At 72.9% G+C, this 23,564-nt stretch carries 26 protein-coding genes; 11 read left to right on the top strand and 15 right to left on the bottom strand.

The features are described from left to right. Positions 1 to 27: 27 nt before the first annotated feature. The 6 genes from ACIPEP_RS11730 to ACIPEP_RS11755 form a co-directional block, all read right to left on the bottom strand. On the bottom strand, positions 28 to 699 hold the full coding sequence (locus ACIPEP_RS11730; RefSeq protein ID WP_070416359.1) for a response regulator transcription factor: 672 nt from the start codon (positions 697 to 699) through the stop codon (positions 28 to 30). Between the two features lie 114 nt (positions 700 to 813). Further along, positions 814 to 2,136: a hypothetical protein gene (locus ACIPEP_RS11735; protein ID WP_083294960.1), complete on the bottom strand. Its 1,323-nt coding sequence runs from the start codon at positions 2,134 to 2,136 to the stop codon at positions 814 to 816. Then, complete coding sequence (locus tag ACIPEP_RS11740) at positions 2,133 to 3,290, bottom strand: sensor histidine kinase (protein ID WP_071296181.1); 1,158 nt, start codon at positions 3,288 to 3,290, stop codon at positions 2,133 to 2,135. Before ACIPEP_RS11740 ends, ACIPEP_RS11735 begins: the two co-directional genes overlap by 4 nt. Positions 3,291 to 3,438: 148 nt before the next feature. Beyond that, the gene (locus tag ACIPEP_RS11745) at positions 3,439 to 4,641 is read right to left on the bottom strand and encodes a homoserine O-acetyltransferase (RefSeq protein ID WP_092386807.1); all 1,203 of its coding nucleotides are present in this window, start codon (positions 4,639 to 4,641) and stop codon (positions 3,439 to 3,441) included. A gap of 333 nt (positions 4,642 to 4,974) precedes the next feature. Continuing rightward, positions 4,975 to 6,306, bottom strand: coding sequence for a bifunctional o-acetylhomoserine/o-acetylserine sulfhydrylase (locus tag ACIPEP_RS11750; RefSeq protein WP_071302567.1), 1,332 nt, complete (start codon positions 6,304 to 6,306; stop codon positions 4,975 to 4,977). A 269-nt stretch (positions 6,307 to 6,575) separates the two neighbouring features. Beyond that, the gene (locus tag ACIPEP_RS11755; protein ID WP_071302566.1) at positions 6,576 to 7,664 is read right to left on the bottom strand and encodes an acyltransferase family protein; all 1,089 of its coding nucleotides are present in this window, start codon (positions 7,662 to 7,664) and stop codon (positions 6,576 to 6,578) included. Between the two features lie 99 nt (positions 7,665 to 7,763). On the opposite strand from ACIPEP_RS11755, the gene ACIPEP_RS11760 reads away from it, so the two are divergent. The 5 genes from ACIPEP_RS11760 to ACIPEP_RS11780 all read left to right on the top strand — a co-directional run bounded on the left by ACIPEP_RS11760 (position 7,764) and on the right by ACIPEP_RS11780 (position 11,191). Further along, the gene (locus ACIPEP_RS11760) at positions 7,764 to 8,540 is read left to right on the top strand and encodes an SDR family oxidoreductase (RefSeq protein ID WP_402717365.1); all 777 of its coding nucleotides are present in this window, start codon (positions 7,764 to 7,766) and stop codon (positions 8,538 to 8,540) included. Between the two features lie 100 nt (positions 8,541 to 8,640). Beyond that, on the top strand, positions 8,641 to 9,174 hold the full coding sequence (locus tag ACIPEP_RS11765; protein ID WP_175473674.1) for a phosphoribosyltransferase: 534 nt from the start codon (positions 8,641 to 8,643) through the stop codon (positions 9,172 to 9,174). Then, positions 9,171 to 9,890, top strand: coding sequence for a Type 1 glutamine amidotransferase-like domain-containing protein (locus ACIPEP_RS11770; protein ID WP_402717366.1), 720 nt, complete (start codon positions 9,171 to 9,173; stop codon positions 9,888 to 9,890). The genes ACIPEP_RS11765 and ACIPEP_RS11770 overlap by 4 nt, the downstream gene beginning before the upstream one ends. Positions 9,891 to 9,894: 4 nt before the next feature. Continuing rightward, positions 9,895 to 10,578, top strand: coding sequence for a uracil-DNA glycosylase (locus ACIPEP_RS11775; RefSeq protein ID WP_402717367.1), 684 nt, complete (start codon positions 9,895 to 9,897; stop codon positions 10,576 to 10,578). A gap of 10 nt (positions 10,579 to 10,588) precedes the next feature. Continuing rightward, the gene (locus ACIPEP_RS11780) at positions 10,589 to 11,191 is read left to right on the top strand and encodes a GNAT family N-acetyltransferase (RefSeq protein WP_070416352.1); all 603 of its coding nucleotides are present in this window, start codon (positions 10,589 to 10,591) and stop codon (positions 11,189 to 11,191) included. A 453-nt stretch (positions 11,192 to 11,644) separates the two neighbouring features. Here the strand turns inward: ACIPEP_RS11780 and ACIPEP_RS11785 are convergent, their stop codons facing one another. Continuing rightward, on the bottom strand, positions 11,645 to 12,343 hold the full coding sequence (locus ACIPEP_RS11785) for a FadR/GntR family transcriptional regulator (protein WP_402717368.1): 699 nt from the start codon (positions 12,341 to 12,343) through the stop codon (positions 11,645 to 11,647). A gap of 206 nt (positions 12,344 to 12,549) precedes the next feature. Here ACIPEP_RS11785 and ACIPEP_RS11790 point away from each other — a divergent pair, with 206 nt between their 5' ends. Both ACIPEP_RS11790 and ACIPEP_RS11795 read left to right on the top strand, forming a co-directional pair. Next, positions 12,550 to 14,112: a GntP family permease gene (locus ACIPEP_RS11790; RefSeq protein WP_258027675.1), complete on the top strand. Its 1,563-nt coding sequence runs from the start codon at positions 12,550 to 12,552 to the stop codon at positions 14,110 to 14,112. Positions 14,113 to 14,150: 38 nt separating this feature from the next. After that, a complete protein-coding gene (locus tag ACIPEP_RS11795; RefSeq protein ID WP_309780442.1) occupies positions 14,151 to 14,630 on the top strand; it encodes a gluconokinase in 480 nt (159 codons plus the stop codon). Here the strand turns inward: ACIPEP_RS11795 and ACIPEP_RS11800 are convergent. From ACIPEP_RS11800 to ACIPEP_RS11810, 3 genes are all read right to left on the bottom strand, one after another. Continuing rightward, positions 14,602 to 15,333 carry a 3-keto-5-aminohexanoate cleavage protein gene (locus tag ACIPEP_RS11800; RefSeq protein WP_402717369.1) on the bottom strand — a complete coding sequence of 244 codons (732 nt, stop codon included), beginning with the start codon at positions 15,331 to 15,333 and terminating at the stop codon, positions 14,602 to 14,604. The two genes, ACIPEP_RS11795 and ACIPEP_RS11800, sit on opposite strands and share 29 nt — an antisense overlap. 37 nt (positions 15,334 to 15,370) lie before the next feature. Beyond that, complete coding sequence (locus ACIPEP_RS11805) at positions 15,371 to 17,035, bottom strand: ABC-F family ATP-binding cassette domain-containing protein (RefSeq protein WP_402717370.1); 1,665 nt, start codon at positions 17,033 to 17,035, stop codon at positions 15,371 to 15,373. Between the two features lie 65 nt (positions 17,036 to 17,100). Further along, entirely contained in the window at positions 17,101 to 17,406 is a 306-nt protein-coding gene (locus tag ACIPEP_RS11810; RefSeq protein WP_070416347.1) for a putative quinol monooxygenase, read from the bottom strand. A 119-nt stretch (positions 17,407 to 17,525) separates the two neighbouring features. Here ACIPEP_RS11810 and ACIPEP_RS11815 point away from each other — a divergent pair, with 119 nt between their 5' ends. After that, on the top strand, positions 17,526 to 18,086 hold the full coding sequence (locus ACIPEP_RS11815; RefSeq protein ID WP_402717371.1) for an RNA polymerase sigma factor: 561 nt from the start codon (positions 17,526 to 17,528) through the stop codon (positions 18,084 to 18,086). Further along, complete coding sequence (locus ACIPEP_RS11820; RefSeq protein ID WP_402717372.1) at positions 18,083 to 18,943, top strand: hypothetical protein; 861 nt, start codon at positions 18,083 to 18,085, stop codon at positions 18,941 to 18,943. The genes ACIPEP_RS11815 and ACIPEP_RS11820 overlap by 4 nt, the downstream gene beginning before the upstream one ends. Before the next feature lies 1 nt (position 18,944). Here the strand turns inward: ACIPEP_RS11820 and ACIPEP_RS11825 are convergent, their stop codons facing one another. From ACIPEP_RS11825 to ACIPEP_RS11845, 5 genes are read right to left on the bottom strand one after another with little or no spacing between them, the layout of a single operon-like run. Further along, the gene (locus ACIPEP_RS11825; RefSeq protein WP_402717373.1) at positions 18,945 to 19,829 is read right to left on the bottom strand and encodes a biotin-dependent carboxyltransferase family protein; all 885 of its coding nucleotides are present in this window, start codon (positions 19,827 to 19,829) and stop codon (positions 18,945 to 18,947) included. Next, on the bottom strand, positions 19,826 to 20,479 hold the full coding sequence (locus tag ACIPEP_RS11830) for an allophanate hydrolase subunit 1 (protein ID WP_402717374.1): 654 nt from the start codon (positions 20,477 to 20,479) through the stop codon (positions 19,826 to 19,828). The genes ACIPEP_RS11825 and ACIPEP_RS11830 overlap by 4 nt, the downstream gene beginning before the upstream one ends. Next, the gene (locus tag ACIPEP_RS11835; protein ID WP_402717375.1) at positions 20,476 to 21,243 is read right to left on the bottom strand and encodes a LamB/YcsF family protein; all 768 of its coding nucleotides are present in this window, start codon (positions 21,241 to 21,243) and stop codon (positions 20,476 to 20,478) included. The genes ACIPEP_RS11830 and ACIPEP_RS11835 overlap by 4 nt, the downstream gene beginning before the upstream one ends. A gap of 25 nt (positions 21,244 to 21,268) precedes the next feature. Beyond that, positions 21,269 to 22,159, bottom strand: a complete 891-nt coding sequence (locus tag ACIPEP_RS11840) for a universal stress protein (protein WP_402717376.1) — start codon at positions 22,157 to 22,159, stop codon at positions 21,269 to 21,271. Beyond that, the gene (locus tag ACIPEP_RS11845; protein ID WP_402717377.1) at positions 22,156 to 22,740 is read right to left on the bottom strand and encodes a DUF308 domain-containing protein; all 585 of its coding nucleotides are present in this window, start codon (positions 22,738 to 22,740) and stop codon (positions 22,156 to 22,158) included. The genes ACIPEP_RS11840 and ACIPEP_RS11845 overlap by 4 nt, the downstream gene beginning before the upstream one ends. Before the next feature lie 63 nt (positions 22,741 to 22,803). On the opposite strand from ACIPEP_RS11845, the gene ACIPEP_RS11850 reads away from it, so the two are divergent. Beyond that, entirely contained in the window at positions 22,804 to 23,211 is a 408-nt protein-coding gene (locus tag ACIPEP_RS11850) for an HIT family protein (protein WP_402717378.1), read from the top strand. 52 nt (positions 23,212 to 23,263) lie between these two features. Next, positions 23,264 to 23,563 carry a hypothetical protein gene (locus ACIPEP_RS11855; protein ID WP_229085629.1) on the top strand — a complete coding sequence of 100 codons (300 nt, stop codon included), beginning with the start codon at positions 23,264 to 23,266 and terminating at the stop codon, positions 23,561 to 23,563. Position 23,564 lies beyond the last annotated feature (1 nt).

Below are 23,564 nucleotides of genomic sequence, written 5' to 3' on the forward strand. Positions count from 1 at the left end.
CGCGCGGCGCGTGCGGCGCGCGGCGCGCTACAGACCCAGCGGGCTGCCGTCCTGGACGATGATGCCGTCGGTGATCGCGCGCTTCCGCAGCGCCACCTTCGTGCCGACGTCGAAGCCCGCGACGCGGTACTTCTCGCGGATGCGCTTGAGGTAGCTCTTCGCGGTCTCCTCGGAGATGCCGAGCTGGTACGCGACGCTCTTCACCGGCTCGCCGCCGCCGTACAGCGCCATGACGCGACGCTCCTGGGCGCTGAGCTTCGGCACGCCACCGACGTCACCGCTGTTGATCGCCAGGTCGAGCTCGGCGGAGACGTACTGCTCGCCGCGCTGGGCGGAGCGGATGGCCTCGACGATCATCTCGGCGTCCTCGCTCTTCACGAGGTAGCCGAGGGCGCCGGAGGCGAGGGCCTCGCGGACGACGTTCGGCTCCGAGTAGGTGCTCATCACGACGGTCTTCACACCGGCAGTCTTGAGCGTCGAGATCTTCAACGAGACCGGGATCGAGTCCTTGAGGTCGAGGTCGAGCAGCACGACGTCGACCGGGAACGCCGGGCTCGTGAGGAGCTCGGGCCAGGTGGTGACGGCGGCGACGAGCGTGATGTCGTCGGCTGCGTTCCGGATCCACTCGGTGAGCGCGCCGAGGAGCATCCTGTGGTCGTCGACGAGTGCGAGTCGGATCGGTTCCTCTGGAGTCGCCATGGTGGCGTCCTTTCTCGGGGGCGGTCGTGGGCCGATCCTAGGGGGACGGACCACGGGGCACGGGCAGGCTGGTCAGGGTGTCCGGCAGTCGGGCCAGCCGGTTCCGTGCGACGACTACATCGACGGATGTCGGTCGACGACGCAGTGCGCGACGACGTGCAGGACGCCGTCGCGGACGGAGTCCTGGTACGGGCCGATCCGCTGCAGGGCGCTCCATGCGGTCGGGCCGAGTCGACGCCGGGGGACACCGCGCGACTCGAAGACGACCGGGACGTCCATCGTCTCGTCGGTGACGGGGTGCCCGTCCGAGCCGACGGGGCCGAGCGTCACGGAGACGACCGGTGATCCGGCCTGGGTCTGCTTGCCGTCGCCGACCATCTGCCAGAGCGTCTGCAGCAGGCCGTCGCGCTGCGCGGGGGAGAGGTGGCCCGCGAGCGACTGCGGATCCGCGACGCTGACGGAGCGGCCGAGGTTGTCGGACTCCGTGATCGCGTGGTACAGCCAGGTCTCGCGGCGGCCCTCGATGAGGTGCAGGCGCAGCTCGGTGGCGAGCGAGGCGGCGACCGAGGCGGACGCGTCCGAGAGCGGCAGGGGGTCGCTGCCGTTGGCGACGGCGTCGAGGAGCTTCTCGGCGGCGAGGTCGAGCCGGGCGAGTTCGTCGGAGGCGAGCATGCCCACGGCGAACTGCGGTGCCTGCACGTTGCTCTGCACGAGGACCCGGTCGAGTTCACGCTGCACGAGCTGGCGGAACCGGTGCACCACGAAGAGCGCGATCGACGGCGGGACGGTCACGAGCGCCACGGTGGACACGATCGCGGGCAGGGTGTCGCTCGTGATCGGCGTCGAGGCGACCGCCATCCCGACGAACGCGAGGCCGAGGACGGCGATGGCGGCGGCGACCTCGCGGGCCGGGCGCAGGGTCGCGACGGGCAGGAGCGCGAAGCCGGCGGCGACGGACGCGGACGCCGAGTGGGCGATGTCGTGCTCGGGCCAGATGCCGATGAAGTCGAGCGTCACGACGCAGCCGAGGACGACGCAGATCAGCGCGAAGGCGAGCCCGGTCAGTCGTTCGCCGTAGGTGAGCAGGCTGAGCCCGACCCCGACGGCGGCGACGAGGTAGAGCGCCCAGGCCGCCGCGGGCAGCCACGGGTCGGTGAACTCCGTCCAGCGGATGAGGAAGAAGACGATCCCCGCGACGGCTTCGATGCCGGTGAGGACCGCGGCGCCGAGTCCGAGGTAGCCGGCGCCGAGCGAGGCGCCGGGCTTGGCGGCCTGCCGCAGCGAGCGCGCGCCGGTGGAGGTGGAGGGGAGGCCGCGCGCCTGCCGACGTTCGCTGCCCCGGTACCGCTCCCGCGCCTCCCGTCGGGTCCGCGGAGCGGGCTGCACGGTCTCGCCGGGGAGGCCGCGGCTGATGGTGTCCTCGGGGACGCGGCTCATCTGGGTGCCTCCAGGACGACGGTCGTGCCGGATCCCGGCGCGGAGAAGAGCTTCGCGTCGCCGCCGACCTCGCGGAGGCGGTTCACCACGCTCTCCTTGAAGCCGAGCCGTTCGGCACTGACGTGGGTGAGGTCGAAGCCGACGCCGGAGTCGGTGACCATCGCGCGGACCATCTCGTTGTCGTGCACGATCGTGACGTGCGCCTCGCCGACGCCGGCGTGGCGGCGGACGTTCTCGAGGCACTCGCCGAGCGCGAGCAGGAAGGCGTCGAGCACGTTCGACGGCAGGAGGACCTGCCCGGTGCCGTGCCAGCTCACCTCGAGGCCCATGCGGCCGAAACGCTGCTTGACCGACTCGAGGGTCTGGCCGAGCGGGGACTCTTCCTCGCGGGTGAGCGAGTAGTCGCCGGACTGCTGCGGCTGCGGCGTCGCACCGAGGCGGAGGTGGCGGAGGAGCCGGGCGTCCTCGGCGGCCTGCTCACGCATCGCCTGCTCGGAGACGCCCACGCCGGAGTGCGCGAGGAGGGTCAGCGTGGCGAGCACGGTGTCGTGCAGGAGCCGCGCACCCTGTCGTCGCTGCGCCTCGGTCTCGCTCGCCTGGCGTTCGGCGCGGTGCGCGGTGCCTATGCTGTAGATCCGGCGGGCGACGCGGGGGATGCTCCGGGAGATCCAGATCGTCACGACGGCGATGAGCACCCACCCGAGCAGCGCGCCGGTGACCGGGGCGGCGAGGACGCTGCCGCTCGCCCAGACGATCGCGACGACGACGGCCGCCCCGGCGACGATGGTCAGCCCGAGTCCCACGGGCTTCCCGCGCTGGGACATGAGCGGTGCCGAGATGCTGCCGGCGGCGAGGGGCACCACCGCGGAGGCGATGATCGGACGCGCCGTCTCGTCGACGCCGAGCAGCAGGAGTGCGAGCGCGCCGAGGCCCGAGGCGAGGATGAGCGCCGTCCACCACACCGAGCCGTTCCACCCGAAGACCAGGAAGCCGGCGATCATGATCGCGATGCAGGCGAGCCCGCCGAGCAGCGGGACGACCGGGACCGCGAGGGCGCAGATCACCGCGACGACCGACACCAGGGCACAGACGATGCCGACGACACGGGTCGTCGACCGGAGCAAGCGGTCGCGTTCCTGTGCGATGAAGTCCATCGGTGTCCTGGTCGTGGCGGTGTGGCTGAGGGAAAACCGAGCCTGGTTCAGGCTGGGCACCACGCCATCATTCCACGCGCGACACCCGTTGGGGGGTGTTCGGCGCGCCATCCCGTGTCGGATGGTGCCGCGATCGTCATTGCAAGCGTTATGCGTCCAAGAGCCGCCGGAGGTGCGCCCCCACGGCCTCGTGCTCGATCAGGAACCCGTCGTGCCCGAACTCGCTCTCGATCACGGCCGCACGGTCACCGTCGAGGGTGTCCGGCACGCCGGCCGCGATGCGGTGCTGGTCCTCGATCGGGAACAGCCGGTCGCTCGACACCCCGACCACGAGCGTGCGGGCCGTCACCTGCGCCAGCGCCGCCGCGATCCCGCCCCGACCGGCTCCGACGTCGTGCGAGTCCATCGCGTGGGTGAGCGTGACGTAGGAGCTCGCGTCGAACCGACGGGTGAACTTGTTGCCGTGGAAGTCGAGGTAGCTCTCGACCGAGAAGCGGCCGTCGTCGCCGAGCGGAGAGACGTCGCTCTGCCACGAGCGGGCGAACCGGCCGTTCAGCTCGTCGGACGCCCGGTAGGTCATCAACGCCATCCGCCGAGCCAGCGCCAGCCCGCGGTGGGGGCCCTCGCCGGCGTCGGCCTCGTAGTAGTCGCCGCCCGCGAACGCCGGGTCCATCTGGATCGCAGCGCGCTGCAGCGAGTTCGCGGCGATCTGGTCGGCGGTGGTCTGCGCCGTGCTCGCCAGCACCGCGAGCCGGGACACCCGTGCAGGGTGGGTGACGGCGAACTCGAGCGCGTGCATGCCGCCCATCGACCCGCCGACGACGGCCGCGAAGACGTCGATGCCGAGCCGGTCGGCCAGCTGCGCCTGCACCGCCACCTGGTCGCGCACGGTGACGAACGGGAAGCGGGATCCCCACTCGAGGCCGTCCGGCGACACCGACGACGGCCCGGTCGTGCCCTGGCAGCCGCCGAGCATGTTCGGTGCGACGACGAACCACCGGTCGGTGTCGATCGCCCGGCCGGGGCCGACGACGTCGCCCCACCAGCCCGCGGTTCGGTGGCCGGGACCGGGTGCTCCGGCGACGTGCGAGTCGCCGGTCAGCGCGTGGAACACCAGGACCGCGTTGTCGCGGTCGGCGTTGAGCGTGCCCCAGGTCTCGTACGCCACGCGCACGGCGGGGATGCGTCCACCCCGCACCCACTGCTCACCGAGGGACGCGAAGTGCCGGGAGCCGGGGTGGTCGCCCGGGCGCCAGGCGCCGGTCACCGGAGGCTTGCCGAGCGTGCCGAGTTCGGTTCCGGGCACGAGGGTGGACGGCACGGAGTCCTCGGGGGTCGTCTGCCAGTCCATCGGGTCCAGTCTGCCGGGAGGCGCGGCGCGGGCCGCCAGTGTTACGTCACGTCCGGCGCGTCGCGGGTCCACTGCGGCGGGTCGCGGGTGGTCGCGGCTGCGTGCGTGCGCGCGGGCGGGTGCGGCGGCGTGCGTGCGGGTGCGGCTGCGTGCGTGCGCATGTTCCGACATCGCACTCGTCGTTCGACGCGTGGATCGTCGCACCATGCACACGCACCGGATGTGTGCGCAACCAACGACGTCCCACGAGTCGATCGACTCGTGGGACGTCGCATGGTGCACACGCATCGAGCGCGAGGGTCCGCGACAGCCCCCGCGCCGGGCCCGGGGCCGCTACGCGCGCTGGCCCTCCTGCGCGACCGCACGGGCAGCGGCGAGCCCGGCCTCGAGGTCGGCCTTGAGGTCCTCGACGTTCTCGATCCCCACCGACAGCCGCACCAGCCCCGGCGTGACCCCGGTGGTGAGCTGCTGCTCGGGGGTGAGCTGCGAGTGCGTGGTCGACGCCGGGTGGATGACGAGGGAGCGCACGTCGCCGATGTTCGCCAGGTGCGAGAACAGCTGCAGGTTGTCGACGAACGCCTTGCCGGCGGGCACACCGCCCTTGAGCTCGAACGACAGCACGGCCCCGACGCCCTTCGGCGCGTAGCGGTTCGCCGCGGCGTACCAGGGGGAGGTCGGCAGCCCGGCGTAGGCGACGGTCGCGACGTCCGGGTGCCGGTCGAGCCACTCGGCGATCTCCTGCGCGTTCGACACGTGCCGCTCGATGCGGAGCGACAGCGTCTCGATGCCCTGCAGCAGCGCGAACGCGGTGTCCGCCGAGTTCGACGCACCGAGGTCGCGGAGCAGCTGCACCCGGGCCTTGACGATGTAGGCGAGCTCGTTGCCGACGGCCTCGGCGAAGACCGCGCCGTGGTACGAGGGGTCCGGCGTGTTGAACTCGGGGAACTTGTCCGGGTGCTGCGACCACGCGAACTTGCCGGAGTCGACGATGATCCCGCCGATGACGGTGCCGTGCCCGCCGAGGAACTTCGTCGCCGAGTGCACGACGATGTCGGCACCGTGCTCGAACGGACGGATGAGGTACGGCGTCGCGATCGTGTTGTCGACGATGAGCGGCACGCCGGACTCGTGGGCGACCTCGCTGACACCGGTGATGTCGAGCACGTTGATCCTCGGGTTGCCGATCGTCTCGGCGAAGAACAGCTTCGTGTTCGGTCGGACCGCGCGGCGCCACTCGTCGAGGTCGTCCTGGTCCTCGACGAACGTGGTCTCGATGCCGAGCTTCGCGAGCGTGTACTTGAACAGGTTGTACGTGCCGCCGTAGATCGACGACGAGGACACGATGTGGTCCCCGGCGCCCGCGATGTTGAGCACCGCGTAGGTCTCCGCCGCCTGGCCGCTCGACACCAGGAGCGCCCCGGAGCCGCCCTCGAGCGCCGCGATCCGCTGCTCCACGACGTCGTTCGTCGGGTTCATGATGCGCGAGTAGATGTTGCCCGGCTTGGCCAGGGCGAAGAGGTCACGGGCCTCGTCGGAGTTCGCGAAGACGTACGAGGTCGTCTTGTAGATCGGTGTCGCGCGGGCCCCCGTGGTCGGGTCGGGCTGTGCGCCGGCGTGGATCTGCGTGGTCTCGAACCGCCACTGGGCGGCGTCGTTCTGGGTCATCTCGTGCTCCTGTCCGGTGGCGGTCGTCGGGTCGTCGGGTCGCCCAGCGCTCGGCCCAGGAGGCGCGGCGCGGCTGTGCGTCGCCCGTCACGGTACGCAGGTGGTCGCGTCGGCACCAGCGCGCCCGCCTCGGGACGTAACGACCGAGGCGGAGGCGACCCGCGCCTCCTGGCCCGCGCCGCACTGTGCGAGGTTCCGCGCGCCGTGGGACGCTCGTTCCCTCGCACCGTGGGCGGAGGCTCGCACAGTACGGACGCGCGGGCGCAGTCTCACTCTTCGCGGCGGAACAACCAGCGCACGTTCGGTTCGAGGAGCCAGCGCATCCCCCGGCGGACGAACGGCTGGGCGAGGAACAGGCTCACCGCGCAGGCGATCGCCACCATGAGCAGGACGTACGGCCACGCCGAGTGCTGCCCGGCGAGCACCCCGGACTCGCGGATCGGGTAGAGCACGAACGTGTGCAGCAGGTACACGTACATCGTCGCCGCGCCGAACTGCGTGATCCAGACGTTCCGACGGGGCACGAGCAGCAGGAACGACGCGGTGAGGAGGGTCGCCAGCAGCATCAGCCCGAAGCGGACCGCACCGGCCCACCAGGCGTCCTCGCCGAGGCCCGAGTACGAGTCGTCGTAGAAGAACCAGTGGTGCAGGTCGAACTGCTTGAACTGCGGGATCCAGATCGCACACGCCACCGCCCACGCCACGAACACGGCACCGGCCGCGATGCGCACCCGGACCACGACCCGCCGCGGAGCCTCGTACCAGCGGTCGAAGACGCCCCACTGCTTCACCTGCCAGCCGAGCAGGAAGAACGGCAGGAGGCTGATCGCCCGCGACAGGGAGAGCGTGGAGTCGACGTTGTCGAAGTAGCCGACGCCGATGCTGAACACGACGGCCCAGAACAGCGGCCATCGGAGCTGCGCGAGGTACGGGAGGATCAGCTTGAAGATCCCCAGCGCGAGCAGGAACCAGAGGGTCCAGGTCGGCTGCGTCGGGTTGAACTTCTTCCCGCCCTCGACCAGGGCCTGCACGACGGTCCAGATCGTCTGCATGATGATGTACGGCACGACGATGTCCGTGATCGTCCGGCGCATGCGCTTCGCGGTCGGGGTGTCGGCGGAGGAGAAGTACCCGCTGATGACACCGAACGCCGGCATGTGGAACGCGTAGATGAAGGTGTACAGCGCGAGGGCGTGCTCGCTCGCCGCCGTCTGGCGCTGGATCGCATGGCCGATCACCACGAGCGTGACCGCCAGGAACCGCGCCGTGTCCCACATCGGGATACGGCGCTTCGCACGTCCGGGCTCGAGCTGCGAGGCGGGCGCCGAGGGCGCGGGAGGGGCGGCGTCCGTCGTCATCGCCCGTCACGTTACCCGATCGTGACCTTGCCGGATCGGTACGGTTGTCGGGACATCCCACACGTCCCCGACGTCCCACCCCGTCCCTGGAGGAAGCACATGGCATCTCGTCGCGCAGTCGTCACCGGAGCGAGCTCGGGCATCGGAGCAGCGACCGTCCGACTGTTCCGCTCGCACGGGTGGGACGTGCTCGCCGTCGCCCGCCGTGCCTCGAAGCTGGAGGCGCTCGCCGGGTCGACCGGAGCCGACGTCCTCGTGGCGGACATCACGAGCGCCTCCGACGTCGAGGCGCTGGCCGCCCGTGTCGACGAGCTCGGGGGAGCGGACGTGCTCGTGAACAACGCCGGCGGCGCCTTCGGGTCCGCGTCGGTCGAGGAGTCGGACGTCGAGGACTGGCGTGCCATGTTCGAGGTGAACGTGATCGGCACGAAGCGGGTCGTCGCGGCGTTGCTCCCGCACCTCCGGCGGCGTGCGGCGGCCGCCGGGAGCGCCGACATCGTCACGGTGACGAGCACGGCCGGGCACGTCGCGTACGAGAACGGCGGCGGGTACAACGCCGCGAAGTTCGCCGAGCACGCCCTCGTGGCCGCGCTCCGGCTCGAGCTGAACGGGGAGCCGATCCGGGTCGTCGAGATCGCGCCGGGCCTCGTGAAGACCGACGAGTTCGCCCTGACCCGGTTCCGTGGCGACGCGGAGAAGGCCGCGGCGGTCTACGACGACGTGCCGGAGCCCCTCGTGGCCGAGGACGTCGCCGAGGCGATCGTGCACGCGGTCGAGCTGCCGGCGCACGTGAACCTCGACCTCGTGACGATCCGCCCGGTGGCGCAGTCGGCCCAGCACAAGCTCGCGCGGGGGAAGCTGACCCCGCGGGTGTGATCCCCGCGGGTGCCGCGCACCCGGCCCGCACCCGACCCGCACGCGCCCGGGCCGCACGTGCGGGTCGCGGGCGCGGGGTCCGTGCCGGTACCGTTGTCGGATGCCGATCAGCAGCGAATCCGGGTCACCCGCCCAGGCTCCCTCGACCGTGACCGTGACGAGCGGGCCCGAGGTGCTCGGATGGCTCGAGTTCGGTGACGCAGCACGCCTGCTCGCCAAGGACGTCCTGTCCTCCGGCTTCGAACCCGAGGTCGTCGTCGCCGTGGCCCGCGGTGGGCTCATCATCGCCGGCGCGGTCGCCTACGCCCTCGGCACCAAGGAGTGCGGCTCGATCAACGTCGAGTTCTACACCGACGTCGAGCAGCGCCTCGAGGAGCCGGTCATCCTGTCGCCGGCGCTCGACGCCCCGAGCCTCGCCGGCAAGCGCGTCCTCGTCGTCGACGACGTGTCGGACTCCGGCCGCACCCTGCGCCTGGTGGTCGACATCATCCGGAACGCCGGCGCCGACGTCCGCAGCGCCTGCCTCTACTCCAAGCCCGGCACCGTGCTCGAGCCGGACCACGTCTGGCGTCGCGTCGACGGGTGGATCACCTTCCCGTGGAGCGCCCTCGCCCCGGTGACGGCCGAGTCGTGAGCATCCACCTCGTCGGCGGCGGACCCTTCGCCGCCTCGGACGCCGCCGCGCCCTTCGTCGCCGAGGCCACGGTCCGCTCCGCAGCCGTCGGCCGCACGGTCCCGCGCATCGCCCTGCTCTCCGTCGCCGACGGGTCCGGTGCGAGCCCGTCCAGCACGGCCGACATCGCCGAGGTGCTCGCCGGTCCGCGCACGGCCGAGGTCCTCGTCACCGAGATCGCTGCCGGCCAGGTGTTCGACACCACGGTCCTGAGCGACGTCGACGCCCTCGTGGTCGGCGGTGGGGTCACGCCGGACTACCTCGACGCCGTCGCCCCGCTCGTCGACCAGATCCGCTTGCTCGTCTCCGACGGCCTGCCCTACCTCGGCTACTCGGCCGGCGCGATGATCGCCGCCGATCGTGCCCTCGTCGGCGGCTGGCGCATCGGCGGCGTCGAGATCTGCCCCGAGGAAGCCTCCGAGGGCCTCGACGAGGTCGAACTCCGCGAGGGGCTCGGCCTGGTCGACCTGACGATCGACGTGCACGCCGTCCAGGCCGGCACGCTCGCCCGGCTCATCGCGAGCGCCGAGGCCGAGTTCGTGACCGCGGGCCTGGCGATCGACGAGGACACCACGCTGGTCGTGGGCGAGGGCGCGCTCGAGGTCCGCGGCACCGGCAGCGTCTGGCGCGTCGTCGCCGGCGAGGACTCGGTCGCCGTCGCCACGATGGGCGCCTAGCCCCGTGCAGGCCCGACCGCTCGCCGACCTCGTCGACCCCGGCTGGGCCGAGGCCCTCGCCCCGGTCGAGGACGACGTCCACCGGATGGGCGACTGGCTCCGTGCCGAGACCGGTGCCGGTCGGCAGTACCTCCCGGCCGGGGAGCACGTCCTCCGCGCCTTCGCCGAGCAGTTCGACGACGTCCGGGTCCTCGTCGTCGGACAGGACCCGTACCCGACGCCCGGGCACCCGATCGGCCTCTCGTTCGCGGTCGACCCGCACGTGCGACCCGTCCCGCGCAGCCTGGCGAACATCTACCGCGAGCTCGAGGCCGACCTCGGCGTGACGCCGCCGGCGCACGGGGACCTGCGGGCGTGGTCGGCCCAGGGCGTCCTGCTGCTCAACCGCGTCCTCACCGTCGAGGCCGGAGCCGCCGGCAGCCACCGCGGGAAGGGCTGGGAGGCCGTCACCGACCAGGCCGTCCGTGCCCTCGTCGCCCGCGGGAAGCCCCTCGTCGCCGTGCTCTGGGGTGCGCAGGCAGCCTCCGTCCGGCCGCTCCTCGGGGACACCCCGGTCGTCGCGTCCGCCCACCCGAGCCCGCTCAGCGCCTCGCGCGGGTTCTTCGGCAGCCGCCCCTTCTCGCAGGTGAACGAGCTGCTCGTCGCCCAGGGCGCCGAACCGGTCGACTGGACCCTGCCCGCGGCATAGGCTCGGACCCGTGCTCGAGGAGGAATACCAGCGACGGCGGGTCCTGCCGCGACACCTGCGCGCCCCGGTCCCCGCCGAAGCCGCGTTCACCTACACGATCCGCGCTGCCGAGCCCAGCGACCTCCCCGACGTCCGCGAGATCCACACGCACTACGTCCGGAACTCCTCGGTGACCTTCGACCCGTCGGCGTTCACGTTCGCCGCGTGGAAGCGTCGGTACGACGAGATCCGTCGTCGGGGTCTGCCGTTCCTGGTCGCCGAGAACCCCTCCGGGCAGGTGCTCGGCTACGCGCTCGTCGACCCGTGGAACCCCCGCGACCGTTCGAACCGCGTCGTCGAGGACTCGATCTACCTCGGTGCCGCGTCCGGCGGGAAGGGGCTCGGGCGCGCCCTGATGGAGGCGCTGATCGATGAGTGCCGTTCGGCCGGCGTCCGCGAGGTCGTCGCCGTCATCGCCGACCGCCAGGCCGAGGCGTCGATCCGGCTCCACGAGCGGCTCGGCTTCGAGGAGGTCGGCCGCATGGGGAAGGTCGGCTACAAGTACGACCGGTGGCTCGGCACGGTGACGATGCGGCTGCGCCTGCGCGGTCCGCGCCTCTTCGCGCGCGGGTAGCGCGCGCGGCCGAGGTCGAGGTCGAGGTCGCACGATCGGCCGCTTCCGGCGTGCGAGCGCGGCGTGTTGCGCGACCTCGGCGGAGAACGTGCGGCGTGTCCTGCGACCCGGCCACGGTCGGACGGGAGGCGCGGGTCGGCCCCGCACCGCGCCTCCAGTCCGTCCGTCGGTCGCGTCCCGGGCACGCGAGGTCGCGCGATCGGCCGCTCCCGTCGCGCGCGTGCGGCGTGTCGTGCGACCTCGGCGGAGAGCGTGCGGCGTGTCCTGCGACCCGGCCACGGTCGGACGGGAGGCGCGGGTCGGCCCCGCACCGCGCCTCCAGTCCGTCCGTCGGTCGCGTCTCGGGCACGCGAGGTCGCGCGATCGGTCGCTCCCGGCGCGCGCACACGGCGTGTCGTGCGACCCCGGCGACCCCGGCGACCCCGGCGACCCCGGGAACCCCGGCGACTCGGGTCAGGACGCCGGCGCCTCCGCGATGAACTCGTCCCGCGTCACCCGCACCAGCTCGCGCGCCGCAGCCGACGCGGCCCCGCCGTCGCCCGCGACGAGCGCCAAGCCGACGGCCTCGTGCCGTGCCGCCGCATCGCGGGTCCAGCGCGTGATGGTGTCCCGCGACTCCGAGGTGCGGGTCCGCAGCAGCGCCTCGACGGTCCCGGCGAAGTGTGCGAAGACGGCGTTGCCGGAACCGGTCAGGAGCGCTCGGTGGAAGCGGACGTCGGCCTCGAGGTAGGCGCGGCTGTCCTCCCGACCGCAGGCGTCGATCATGTCGGTCGCGGCGGCGAGTACCGCTGCGGCACCCGGTGTCCCCGCGGTGAGCGATGCGGCGACGGGCTCGACGCCGAGGCGCAGCTCGAGCAGTTCGCGCTGCTGGGCGAAGTACCAGGGCGAGGCGCCGCGCCACCGGATCACGGTCGGCGCGAGTAGCTCCCACGACGCGATGTCGAGCACCAGCGTGCCGACGCGCTGGCGGGGTTCGACGAGCCCGAGCGACTGCAGGACGCGCAGCGCCTCGCGGACGACCGACCTCGACACGCCGAACTCCGCCGCGACGGCCTCGGGCCGGACGACGGTGCCCGGGGCGAGCACGCCGTCGACGATCCGCTGCCCGAGCGTCTCGAGCACCTGGGCGTGCAGTCCGCGGCCGGTCGCCATCGTTCCTCCGTGCAGTACGCGGCACGCACGGCGCGTGACACGGTGTCCATCGAATCGGCAGACTGCCCCGGAGGGCGGATGCCGCGCGGTGGATCGTCGTATAGTCTGATTAATCAGATTATTGACGGTCGACGCGCAGCACGCCAGACCGTCCTCGACACGAAGGCGACGGAGCCGCGCGGCAGCGGCTCCAGGAAGGGGCACCGATGCCTCACGCTCTCCCGGCCGATCCGGCCACGGTCCACGCGGCCGCGGCCCACGCGGTCACCGTCCTGGCGGCGGAACCAGCCGGCACCGAAGCCGTCGACCCGTCGGGGCCGGTCGCGCAGCTGATCATCGCGGCGATCATCGGCATCGTCGTGATCATCGCCCTCATCACCTGGCTGAAGGTGCACCCGTTCATCGCGCTCACGATCGGGGCGCTCGGCGTCGGGATCGGTGCGGGTCTCGCTCCGGACAAGGCGGTGACGAGCTTCGGCAACGGCTTCGGTGCGACGATGACGAGCGTCGGCATCCTCGTCGGCCTCGGCTCGATGTTCGGCAAGATGCTCGTCGACTCCGGTGCGGCCGACCGCGTGGTCGACACCCTCGTGCGGAGGTCGTCGAAGGCGGCGCTGCCGTGGACGATGGCCCTGATCGGGGCACTCATCGGCCTGCCGATGTTCTTCGAGGTCGGCCTCGTCCTGCTCATCCCGATCATCGTCCTGGTGGCGAAGCGCAGCTCCGTCCCGATCATGAAGATCGCCGTCCCCGCCCTCGTCGGCCTCTCCACGATGCACGCGTTCGTGCCGCCGCACCCCGGCCCGCTCGTCGCCATCTCGACGGTCGGTGCGAACCTCGGCACGACGCTCGCGTTCGGCATCGTGCTCGCGATCCCCGTCATCGTCCTCGCTGGTCCGGTCTTCGCCCGCTTCGCGGCCCGCTGGGTCGACATCCCCGCGCCCGACATGTTCGGGTCGCGCGGTTCCGACGCGGGTCCCGTCGGCGACGACCCGGCACACGCGGGTCGGGAGGCGCGGCGCGGCCCCGCCACGCAGGACACCGCATCCCTGCCCCACGGCAAGAGTGACTTCACCCGCGTCATCAGCGAGCCGCGCAGCCCGTCCTTCACGGTCGCGCTCGTCGGCATCCTGCTGCCCGTCGTCCTGATGCTCGCGCAGGCCATCCGCGAGGCCACCGTCCCGGACGCCTCGGGCTCGTGGGTCAGCCTGCTCGACTTCCTCGGGTCGCCGATGATCGCGATCGGCATCGCCGCCGTCTACGCGATGATCTTCTTCGCCATCGGCGGCGGCATGGACCGTTCCGCCGTGTCGAAGTCCCTCGAGAGCGCCCTGCCGCCGGTCGCGGGCGTCCTGCTCATCGTCGGCGCCGGTGGTGGCTTCAAGCAGGTGCTCATCGACACCGGGATCGGCGGGGTGATCGCCGACGCCGTGAAGGACTCCGGCATCTCGGTGCTGCTCGTCGCCTGGGTGGTGTCCGCCCTCGTGCGCGTCGCCACCGGGTCGGCCACGGTCGCCACCGTCACGGCCGCGGGCATCATGGCGCCGATCGCGCACGACCTGTCCTCGCCGATGACCTCGCTGCTCGTGCTCGCGATCGGCGCCGGGTCGGTCTTCCTGTCGCACGTGAACGACGCCGGGTTCTGGCTCGTGAAGGGGTACCTCAACACCACGGTGGGGCAGACCTTCAAGACGTGGACGATGCTCGAGTGCCTCATCTCGGTGTTCGGCCTCGCCGGGGTCATGCTGGCGGGGGTGTTCATCCATTGAGCGACGACACCGCACTCGACTCCCGCGTCCTCGTCGTGATGGGGGTCTCCGGATCGGGCAAGTCGACCGTCGCCGCGATGGTCGCCGAGCAGCTCGGGTGGGACTTCGCCGAGGGCGACGCCATGCACCCGCAGGCGAACGTCGACAAGATGCACGCCGGCACCCCGCTGACCGACGAGGACCGCTGGCCCTGGCTCGACGTGATCGCGGCGTGGATCCGGTCGCACCTCGACGGTGGCACCCCCGGCGTGGTGACCTGCTCGGCGCTGAAGCGCTCCTACCGCGACGTCCTCCGGGCTCCCGGTGTGGTGTTCGTGCACGTCGCCGGCGACGGGTCCCTCATCGAGGACCGGATGTCGAAGCGCTCCGGGCACTTCATGCCGACCTCGCTCCTGCAGTCCCAGCTCGCCACCCTCGAGCCGCCGCAGGACGACGAGGCCCACATCACCGTCGCGGCGGACCGGACCCCGCAGGAGGAGAGCGCCGAGGTCATCGAGCGGCTGGCGCTCCGCCGCTGACCATCGCGGCCGCGGCGGCGGCGAGCTGACGGTTCGACGTCGCCGCGGTCCCGTCCTCGAGCACGGAGGTGTCCTCGAGGCCGGTGCGGATCGCGTGCCCGCGCGCGAGGGCACGTCGGCTGACCTGCCACGACGCAGCGCCGATGCCGTGGTGGAGCTGGGGGAGCGTGACACCGGCGGCGTCGAGCATCGACTCCAGCTCGGCGTCGAGCGCGAGCGCGTCGTCGACGTCCTCCAGGAGGGGCTCGACGACCACCCGGACGAACCGCTCGTGGCGACCGGCCCGGACGAACCGATCGGCGTCGGAGCCACTGAGCAAGCACGCCTCGATGCCGACGCCGCGCCGCGCGAGCACCTCGCTCACGTCGTCGATGCCCGCTTCGCCCTGGTTCGCCGCGACGAGGTCGGGCAGTTCGGTCCACGACGACACGAGGTCGAGGCGTTCCCGCGGGTCCGGCACGATCGCCGCGAACGTCGTGACGTTGACCGGGATGCCCGGACACGCCGCCCGCACCGCGCGCAGCATCCTGCCGACCGGACCGGCGGCGAGCGACTCGTCCCCGTCGTCGTCGAACGCGTGCAGGTGCAGCAGGGTGGCGCCGGCGGCGACGCAGGCCGCGGCGTCCCGGGCGATCTCGTCGGCGGTCCGGGGCATCGCCGGGTGGGTGGTGTCCCCGTTCAGCGCGAGTTGCAGGTCGACCATGGTCCGAGCCTACGGATCACGGGGGAGGCCGGGCGGGTCAGGGCTCGGTGACGCGGCCGGCCTCGACGCGCCACTGCCGGTCGAGGCGGACGGTCTCGAGCATGCGGCGGTCGTGGGTGACGAGGAGCAGGGTGCCGTCGTACGAGTCGAGGGCCTGTTCGAGCTGCTCGATCGCGGCGAGGTCGAGGTGGTTCGTGGGCTCGTCGAGCACGAGCACGTTCACCCCGCGGGCCTGCAGGAGCGCGAGGCCGGCGCGTGTCCGCTCACCGGGGGAGAGCGCGTTCGCCGGACGGCCGACGTGGTCCGCCTTCAGCCCGAACTTCGCGAGCAGGGTCCGGACGTCGGCCGTCGTGTACTCGGGCACGATCGCCTCGAACGCGTCGGCCAGCGGCTGGTCACCCGTGAAGGCCGCGCGAGCCTGGTCGATCTCGCCGACCGCGACACTGGACCCGAGCGACGCCGTGCCCGTCGTCGGCGCCTGCTTGCCGAGCAGCGCCCGGAGGAGCGTGGACTTGCCGGCACCGTTCGGACCCGTGATGCCGATGCGGTCGCCGCCGTCGACCTGCAGGGAGACCGGCCCGAGCGTGAAGTCGCCCTGGGTGAACGTCGCGTCGGACAGGGTCGCGACGACCGCCGAGGACCGGGGCGCGCTGCCGATCGTGAACTCGAGCTGCCACTCCTTGCGCGGCTCCTCGACCTCGTCCAGCCGGGCGATGCGGGACTCCATCTGCCGGACCTTCTGCGCCTGCTTCTCGCTCGACTCGGAGGCGGCACGACGACGGATCTTGTCGTTGTCGGGACTCTTCCGCATCGCGTTCCGGACGCCCTGGCTCGACCACTCGCGCTGGGTCCGGGCTCGGGACACGAGGTCGGCCTTGGTGGACGCGTACTCCTCGTACGCGTCGCGCTTGTGCTGCCGCGCGATCTCGCGCTCCTCGAGGTAGGAGTCGTACCCGCCGCCGAAGAGCCGGTTGGTGGACTGCGCGAGGTCGAGCTCGAGGACGGCGGTCACCGAGCGCGCCAGGAACTCGCGGTCGTGGCTGACGAGCACGACACCGCCGCGGAGGCCCCGGACGAAGCCCTCCAGCCGGTCGAGGCCGTCCAGGTCGAGGTCGTTCGTCGGTTCGTCGAGCAGCACGATGTCGAACCGCGAGAGCAGCAGTGCGGCGAGCCCGACGCGGGCTGCCTGCCCGCCGGACAACGCGGTCATGAGCGACTCCGGCCCGACGCCGTCCTCGTCGGACCCGACGGCCAGGCCGAGGTCGGCGAGCACGACGGGGATGCGGTCGTCGAGGTCGGCCGCGCCTGCCGCGAGCCAGCGGTCGAGCGCCGCCGAGTAGGCGTCCGCCGCGGCGTCACCGGCGTCGGGGTCGCCGAGCGCAGCGGCTGCGGCGTCCATCGACGCGGTGGCTTCAGCGCACCCGGTCCGCCGGGCGATGTACGCGGCGACGGTCTCACCCGCGAGGCGTTCGTGCTCCTGCGGCAGGAAGCCGACGAACGCGTCCGTCGGTGCGAGCGACACGGTGCCGGCCAGCGGCTCGTCCACCCCGGCGAGGAGTCGGAGCAGGGTCGACTTGCCGGCGCCGTTCACCCCCACGATGCCGATGACGTCCCCCGGAGCGACGGTGAGGTCGAGGGAGTCGAAGAGCGTGCGTGCGGCGTACCCGCCGGAGAGTTCCTTGGCGACGAGCGTGGCGGTCATGCCCCAATCGTCCCATCCCCGCGGCGGACCATCGACCGGAGCGGGGCCGGGTCAGCGGTGTCGCGTCAGTCGAGCGTGATCGTCCGACCGAACCGACGGGTGACCGGCGGGGCGGCGACGACGGCGGCGAGGGCGTTCGCCGCACCCTCCGGCGTGCCGCGCCAGGCGACGTAGGCGTCGTGGGCCTCAGGCGTCGTCCAGCGCTCGACGACGACCACCCGTGACGGGTCGGTGTCGTCGACGAGGACCTCGAGCGACTCGTTGCCGGCGAACGCACCGGTCTGGGCGAGGGTCTCGCGGATCGCGGCCTCGGTGGTCTCGGTGGGGAGGTCGCTCCGGAGCTGGACCTCGAGCAGGACGGTCATCGACATGGTGCACCTTTCGTCGTCGTTGCCGGATGCAACCGCACCCGGCAGCGGGGTGTTCCGGACTCGCCGTCGACCGGTGCGGCGGGGTGGAACCGATCCGGTCGTCCCGGACACTGCAGGGTATGGACAGCGGGGACTGGGCGATGGCGCTCGAGGGTGACGGCGAGGCGTTCGGGCGGGTGTTCGACCGGCACCGCCACCGGGTGCAGCGACACTGCATGCGGCTCGTGCCGGTCGACACGGACGCGGCCGACTCGGTCGCGATCGTGTTCCTCGAGGCCTGGCGGAACCGGGCTCGGGTCCGCCTGGTCGACGGGTCGCTCCTGCCGTGGCTGCTCGTCACGGCCACGAACGTCGCCCGCAACCAGACCCGTGCGGCCCGGCGGTACCGGGCCGCGCTCGACCGGTTGCCGCCACCCGAACCCGTCCCCGACCACGCGGACCGGGACGATGACGGGGACGCCGTCCGGGCGCTCCGGCAGCTCGGGCAACGCGACCAGGAGATCATCACGCTGTCGGTCCTCGAGGGCTACAGCGAGCGGGAGATCGCCGCTGCACTCGGCATCGCGCCGGGAACGGTGAAGTCGCGCCTCTCCCGCGCACGGACCCGGCTCGCCGCGGCACTCACCGCGAGCGGGCCCACGACACAGCCGGCCGTCGAACGGAACGGAGCACGATCATGAGCACCTCCACGAACAGGGACACCGACGACCGCGACCGGGCACTGCGGGCGTTGCTCGTCGACACGGTCGAACACACACCTCGGCGGCGTCGACGGTGGCGGGCGGCGACGATCGCGGGAGCGGTGGTGTGCGTCCTCGGTGGCGCCGCCGCCGGTGGTGCGATCACCGCGGCGGCGAGTCCGGACCCGGCCGCCCTCGAGGCCCAGAGCCAGGCCGCGACGGTGGTCGGAGGGTCGGGCGCGACGTACCTGCGGGTCGTCGGCAGCCCGGTCGGGCGGGTCGGGTCGTCGGACGAGACGATCTCGGTCGGACGCGCTCCCGCCCGTGCCGACACGTTCACCTGGGTCGCCACGTGTCGCACCGGGAGCGGCGAGATCACCGAGCGCGGGTCCGGGGTCGACGGGGGCAAAGCGTCGTGCGCCGCCGGGTCGCACGTCACGGGCTCGTACGCGGCGTCGGAGATCGCCGGGCACCGGATCCGGCTCAGCGTGGACGGGGACCTCGGGTGGACGCTGTCGTACGGCTGGCTGCGCACACCCCCGATGCCCGCGGCGAGCGCGGCGCAGGACCAGGCGACCGAGGACGGCGTCGTCACCCGGAGCGAGTACCTCGCGGCCTTCGACCGCCTGCAGGGGTGCATGACCGCACGGGGGGAGTCGCTCGGCCGGATCCCGAGGTCGTCGTTGTTCGTGGCGCCGACGGCTCACGACGCGTACGTGCTGGACTGGTGCAGCGCGTCGGAGTGGTCCGCGGTCGACACGCTCTGGCAGAACGAGCACCCCGCCCCGTCGTCGGACGACGACTCGTGGGGATGGCAGCCGTACGACCCCGCGTCCGATCCGCGCTACGCCGGCTGAGTCAGTCGAGGACGCGGAAGCGGACCGCGTCGCCCGGTCGGAGCTGGGCGGCGCGGTCGACCGACGCGGGGGTGAGCACCGCGACGACGGGGTAGCCGCCCGTGACGGGGTGGTCGGCGAGGAACAGGACGGGGTGGCCCGTCGGCGGGACCTGCAGCGACCCGGTCTCGACGCCCTCGCTCGGCAGCTCGCGGGTCACGGCGCGGACGAGCGGCCGGGCAGCGGTGGTCCGCACGCCGACCCGGTCACTGTCGGGGGTGACGTGGTGGACCTGGCCGGCCAGGACCGTCCGCCACTCCGGGGTGAACCAGTCGTCGCGGGGTCCGGCGGTGACGTCGAGCACGACCGCCTCGCCCGGTGGTGACCAGCGCGGCGGGGCGACGGCGTCGACGAGCGGCCAGGCATCCGCGGCGCCCCCGATCGGCAGGACGTCCCCGACCGTGACGGGAGGCGGACCGAGGCGCGCGAGGGAGTCCCACGAGCGGCTGCCGAGCACGGGTTGGACGGCGAGGCCTCCGCGGACCGCGAGGTACGTGCGCAGTCCCGCGGTGGCCGTCCCGACCCGGAGCACGTCACCCGGTGCGAGCGTGACGACCTCGAAGCAGGCCCCGCCGCGGACCCGGCCGTCCGCGGCCTCGACCGCCACCGGGCAGGGTGCGCCGGTCAGGGACGCGACCACGTGCGCGTCCGAGCGGAGCGTGACGGAGCCGAGCAGCGCCTCCAGGACCGCCGCGTCGGGACGGTTGCCGACCAGCCGGTTGGCGAGTGCAGCGGCCCCGCGGTCGGCGGCACCCGCGGCGCCGAGGCCCGTGTCGCTGAACCCGGGCCGGCCGAGGTCCTGCGTCGACGTGCCGGGGCCGACCTGCAGGACGGTGAGGGTGCTCATGCGCGGCCGGCGGCGACGAACCGGATCCGGGTGCCGGCCGGCGCGAGCGCGGGCGGGTCGCGGTCGAGCGACCACATCGGGACGTCGGTGCGGCCGATGAGCTGCCAGCCGCCGGGCGACGCGCGCGGGTAGACGGCGCTGAACTCGCCGGCGAGGGCGACGCTGCCGGCGGGCACGGACGTGCGGGCGCTGGTGCGTCGGGGCAGGTCGAGCGACGGGGAAGTGCCGGTGAGGTAGCTGAAGCCGGGTGCGAAGCCGCAGAACGCGCTCGTCCAGGTCTGGCCGGTGTGCCAGGCGACGAGCTGGGCGGCTGTGGTGCCGACCAGTGCGGCGACGGTGTCGAGGTCCTCGCCGTCGTAGACGACGGGGATCGTGGTCACCTCGCCGACGTCGGCTCGGGTGGGCACGACGGGTTCGACGGCCTGGAGGCGCGGTGCGAGTCGCGCGGGATCGGTTCGTTCCGGGTCGAAGCGGACGAGCAGCGTGCGGGCGCCGGACACGAGTTCGGTCACGCCCGGCACGGGTTCGGCCTCGAGTCCGGCGCGGAACGCGGTGACCTCGGCGAGCGTGCCGAAGGTCACGAGCACCGCGCGGGTACCCGCGCGACGCACGTCGAGGGCGGGGCCGGCGTGCTCGGCCGGCGCGCTCACGGTGTGGGGGCGAACGGGGTGGTCGCGACCCCGTGCTGGTCGAGGAGCGCGCGGATCGCCCGGGCCATCGCGACGGCGTCGGGGGAGTCGCCGTGCACGCACACCGAGTCCGCCCGGACCGGGACGACCGAGCCGTCCACTGCGGTCACGGTGCCGTTGGTGACCATCCGGAGGACCCGGTCGGCGACCGCTGTCGGGTCGTGCAGGACGGCGCCCGGACGGCTGCGCGGGACGAGGGACCCGTCGGGTTCGTACGCCCGGTCGGCGAAGACCTCGGACACGGCGCGGAGTCCGTGGGCGGCCGCTGCGCGGAGGAGCTCCGAGTCCGGCAGCGCGAGGACCGCGAGGGACGGGTCCACGTCGGCCGTGGCGCGGGCGACGACCTCGGCCTGGACCGGGTCGGCGCACGCGGTGTTGTACAGGGCGCCGTGGGGCTTCACGTACGTCACCGCGGTGCCGGCGACCCGGGCCGTGGCGAGCAGGGCGCCGAGCTGGTGGACGACGTCGGCGTAGAGCGTCTCGGGTGTGACCTCGACCGCGCGACGACCGAACCCGACGAGGTCGCGGTAGGCGACGTGCGCCCCGACCGCGACGCCCCGCTCGGCGGCGAGGCGGCAGGTGTCGAGCATGATCGCGGGGTCGCCGGCGTGGAACCCGCAGGCGACGTTCGCCGACGAGACCACGTCGAGCATCGCCCGGTCGTCGCCCATCGTCCAGGCGCCGAAGCCCTCGCCGAGGTCGCTGTTGAGGTCGATGGTCGTCACGCTGTCAACCTACCGGCGGGGTCCGTCACGAACGGTGGACCACCACCGGGCAGGACGCGTGCTGTGCGCACTCCTGGGTGACCGAGCCGACGAGCAGCCCGCGGAACCCACCGAGGCCACGACTGCCGAGCACGAGGAGTGCGGCGTCACGGCTGGCGTCGAGCAGGACCTCGGCGGGGCGGCCCTCGACGAGGTCGGACGTGACGTCGACGTCGTCGTCGATGAGGTCCTCGGCGGCCTCGAGCGCGGGGGAGGCGGTCGCGAGGGCGTCCTGCTCGGGGGACCAGTGGTCGAACGGGGGTTCGTCGCGGTTGAGGGCCTCCGGCCACTGCCACGTCGTGATCGTCCGGACGGGGAGCCCGAGGCCGCGGGCCAGGGTGATCGCGAACCGCAGGGCGCGGCCGGACTCCGGGGAGCCGTCGACGCCCACCACGACGGCCCCGCCGGAACCGGACGCACCGCTGTCGTCCGTCCCGGTCGCCGCTCGCCCCCGGTCCACGAGCACGGGGCACGTCGCGTGCTGGATGCAGGCGGCGCTCACCGAGCCGAGCAGCAGCCCCCGGAACCCACCGCGTCCGCGGCTGCCGACGACGAGCAGCCCGGCGTCGGACGCGGCGTCGAGGAGCACCTCCGGCGTACCGCCCTCCGCCGAGCGGGTCGTGACCTCGACGGGGAGCGGGCCGTGTCGCTCGACGAGGTCGACGGCCTGCTGCCGGATCTCCTCGGCGTCGTGCAGGGGGGACCAGCTGTTCGCGACCGGCAGGGTGCTCCAGGTGATCGGCCACCGCCAGGACGTCACGACCTCGACCGGGCTGCCGAGTCGTGCGGCGAGGCCGAGGCTGCGCTCGAGCGCGGCGTCGGCCGGCTCCGATCCGTCGTACCCGACGACGATGCGTCCGATGGCTGCCGTGCTCATGTGCCCGTGCTCCCTGTGTTCCCGGTGTTCTGTGTCTTCTCGGTGTTCCTCGTGCCGGGGATGTTCCCCCACGTGAAGGCGATGACGAGCTGGACGATGCCGGAGACGATGAGGACGCCGCCGACCACCGCGACGACGAACACCGCGCCGAGTGCCGGCAGCGTGATGAGGACGAGTCCGCTCACGAAGCTCAGTGCGGCCGCGACGACCGTGAGCGCTCGGTGGCCGGTGTCCGGCGCGTAGAGCAGGGTGATGCCCTCGAGCAGCCACGCGAACCCGATGGCGAATGCCAGCCACCGAGCGCCGACGGGCGGGTGCACGATGGCGAAGACGCCCGCGACGACGACGAGCACGCCGACGACGACCAGCGCAACGCGTCGCCAGGCCGGCGCCCCGCCCGGGACGGCGCGCACGAGGAGCGTGCCCCCGGCGACGACCAGGTAGATGCCGAACACCCAGACCACGGCGACGAGCGTCGCGTGCGGGAGCAGCAAGGCCGCGATCCCCGCTGCGAGCGCGACGGCGCCGAGGACCGCGACGGCCGTCCGCAGCCGTCGATGCGGAGCACGGTTCCCTGACATGGTGTCCACAGCGTCCACCGACCTTCCCTGCAAGGTGTTTCCTGGCCTACACCCCTCGACGGTGTGCCGGTCCGGGAACCGGCGACCGCGATCCGTCCCGGTACGGTCGAGGGCACGACCGACGACCACGACTGCGACTTCTGCGCCGCCCTCGCGGCCGACTCCTTCGAGGTCGTCGTCCGCGGCGAGCTCGTCGCGCTCGACACCCGCGAGGTCACCGAGCTCGCCCTCGTCGCCCAGCGCGCCGACCGTGCACTGCGCCAGGTGCTCGGCGCGGCCGTCGAGGGGACGAACCTGGTGATGTCGAGCGGCCCCGCGGCCGACCAGGGCGTCCCCCACGCACACCTGCACGTCATCCCGCGCGCCTCCGGGGACGGGTACGAGTTCCGCGAGGACACGAGCCGGTACCCGGTGGCGCCGCTCGACCCCGCCGACCGCGCGGCGATCGCGGCACACATGCGCGACGGCTGAGTCCGGACCGACCGGCAGGCTGTCGCGCGCGGCGGCCCCGTATCCTGCGACGGTGGAAACGACACAGCCGTCCGGCACGACCAAGCGTCGCGTGGAACTCGAGATCACCCGCCCGATGCTCACCTGGTTCGCTCGACCGACCGTGACGATCGACGGCGTCGGGCACCCGGCGCAGTGGGGGACCGGCACGTGGGCGGTCCCGGACGACGGCGGCACGGAGATCGGCGTCTACCTCTACAACCGCGTGTGGCGCTTCGGCGCAGCCACCAGGACCGTGACCGCGACCGACGTGTCGCTCGTGTACCGCGCCGGACCGCTGCCGGTCGGCGCCGGTCGGATGGCCCCCGCCTGAG

It is taken from the genome of Curtobacterium sp. NPDC087082 (assembly GCF_044745045.1).
In the GTDB taxonomy this organism is placed as follows: domain Bacteria; phylum Actinomycetota; class Actinomycetes; order Actinomycetales; family Microbacteriaceae; genus Curtobacterium.

Bases quoted from the DNA above. Each gene is read 5' to 3' on its own strand.
- ACIPEP_RS11730 (WP_070416359.1), bottom strand. From the start codon at position 699: ATGGCGACTCCAGAGGAACCGATCCGACTCGCACTCGTCGACGACCAC.
- ACIPEP_RS11735 (WP_083294960.1), bottom strand. From the start codon at position 2,136: ATGAGCCGCGTCCCCGAGGACACCATCAGCCGCGGCCTCCCCGGCGAG.
- ACIPEP_RS11740 (WP_071296181.1), bottom strand. From the start codon at position 3,290: ATGGACTTCATCGCACAGGAACGCGACCGCTTGCTCCGGTCGACGACC.
- ACIPEP_RS11745 (WP_092386807.1), bottom strand. From the start codon at position 4,641: ATGGACTGGCAGACGACCCCCGAGGACTCCGTGCCGTCCACCCTCGTG.
- ACIPEP_RS11750 (WP_071302567.1), bottom strand. From the start codon at position 6,306: ATGACCCAGAACGACGCCGCCCAGTGGCGGTTCGAGACCACGCAGATC.
- ACIPEP_RS11755 (WP_071302566.1), bottom strand. From the start codon at position 7,664: ATGACGACGGACGCCGCCCCTCCCGCGCCCTCGGCGCCCGCCTCGCAG.
- ACIPEP_RS11760 (WP_402717365.1), top strand. From the start codon at position 7,764: ATGGCATCTCGTCGCGCAGTCGTCACCGGAGCGAGCTCGGGCATCGGA.
- ACIPEP_RS11765 (WP_175473674.1), top strand. From the start codon at position 8,641: ATGCCGATCAGCAGCGAATCCGGGTCACCCGCCCAGGCTCCCTCGACC.
- ACIPEP_RS11785 (WP_402717368.1), bottom strand. From the start codon at position 12,343: ATGGCGACCGGCCGCGGACTGCACGCCCAGGTGCTCGAGACGCTCGGG.
- ACIPEP_RS11790 (WP_258027675.1), top strand. From the start codon at position 12,550: ATGCCTCACGCTCTCCCGGCCGATCCGGCCACGGTCCACGCGGCCGCG.
- ACIPEP_RS11795 (WP_309780442.1), top strand. From the start codon at position 14,151: ATGGGGGTCTCCGGATCGGGCAAGTCGACCGTCGCCGCGATGGTCGCC.
- ACIPEP_RS11800 (WP_402717369.1), bottom strand. From the start codon at position 15,333: ATGGTCGACCTGCAACTCGCGCTGAACGGGGACACCACCCACCCGGCG.
- ACIPEP_RS11805 (WP_402717370.1), bottom strand. From the start codon at position 17,035: ATGACCGCCACGCTCGTCGCCAAGGAACTCTCCGGCGGGTACGCCGCA.
- ACIPEP_RS11810 (WP_070416347.1), bottom strand. From the start codon at position 17,406: ATGTCGATGACCGTCCTGCTCGAGGTCCAGCTCCGGAGCGACCTCCCC.
- ACIPEP_RS11815 (WP_402717371.1), top strand. From the start codon at position 17,526: ATGGACAGCGGGGACTGGGCGATGGCGCTCGAGGGTGACGGCGAGGCG.
- ACIPEP_RS11820 (WP_402717372.1), top strand. From the start codon at position 18,083: ATGAGCACCTCCACGAACAGGGACACCGACGACCGCGACCGGGCACTG.
- ACIPEP_RS11825 (WP_402717373.1), bottom strand. From the start codon at position 19,829: ATGAGCACCCTCACCGTCCTGCAGGTCGGCCCCGGCACGTCGACGCAG.
- ACIPEP_RS11840 (WP_402717376.1), bottom strand. From the start codon at position 22,159: ATGAGCACGGCAGCCATCGGACGCATCGTCGTCGGGTACGACGGATCG.
- ACIPEP_RS11845 (WP_402717377.1), bottom strand. From the start codon at position 22,740: ATGTCAGGGAACCGTGCTCCGCATCGACGGCTGCGGACGGCCGTCGCG.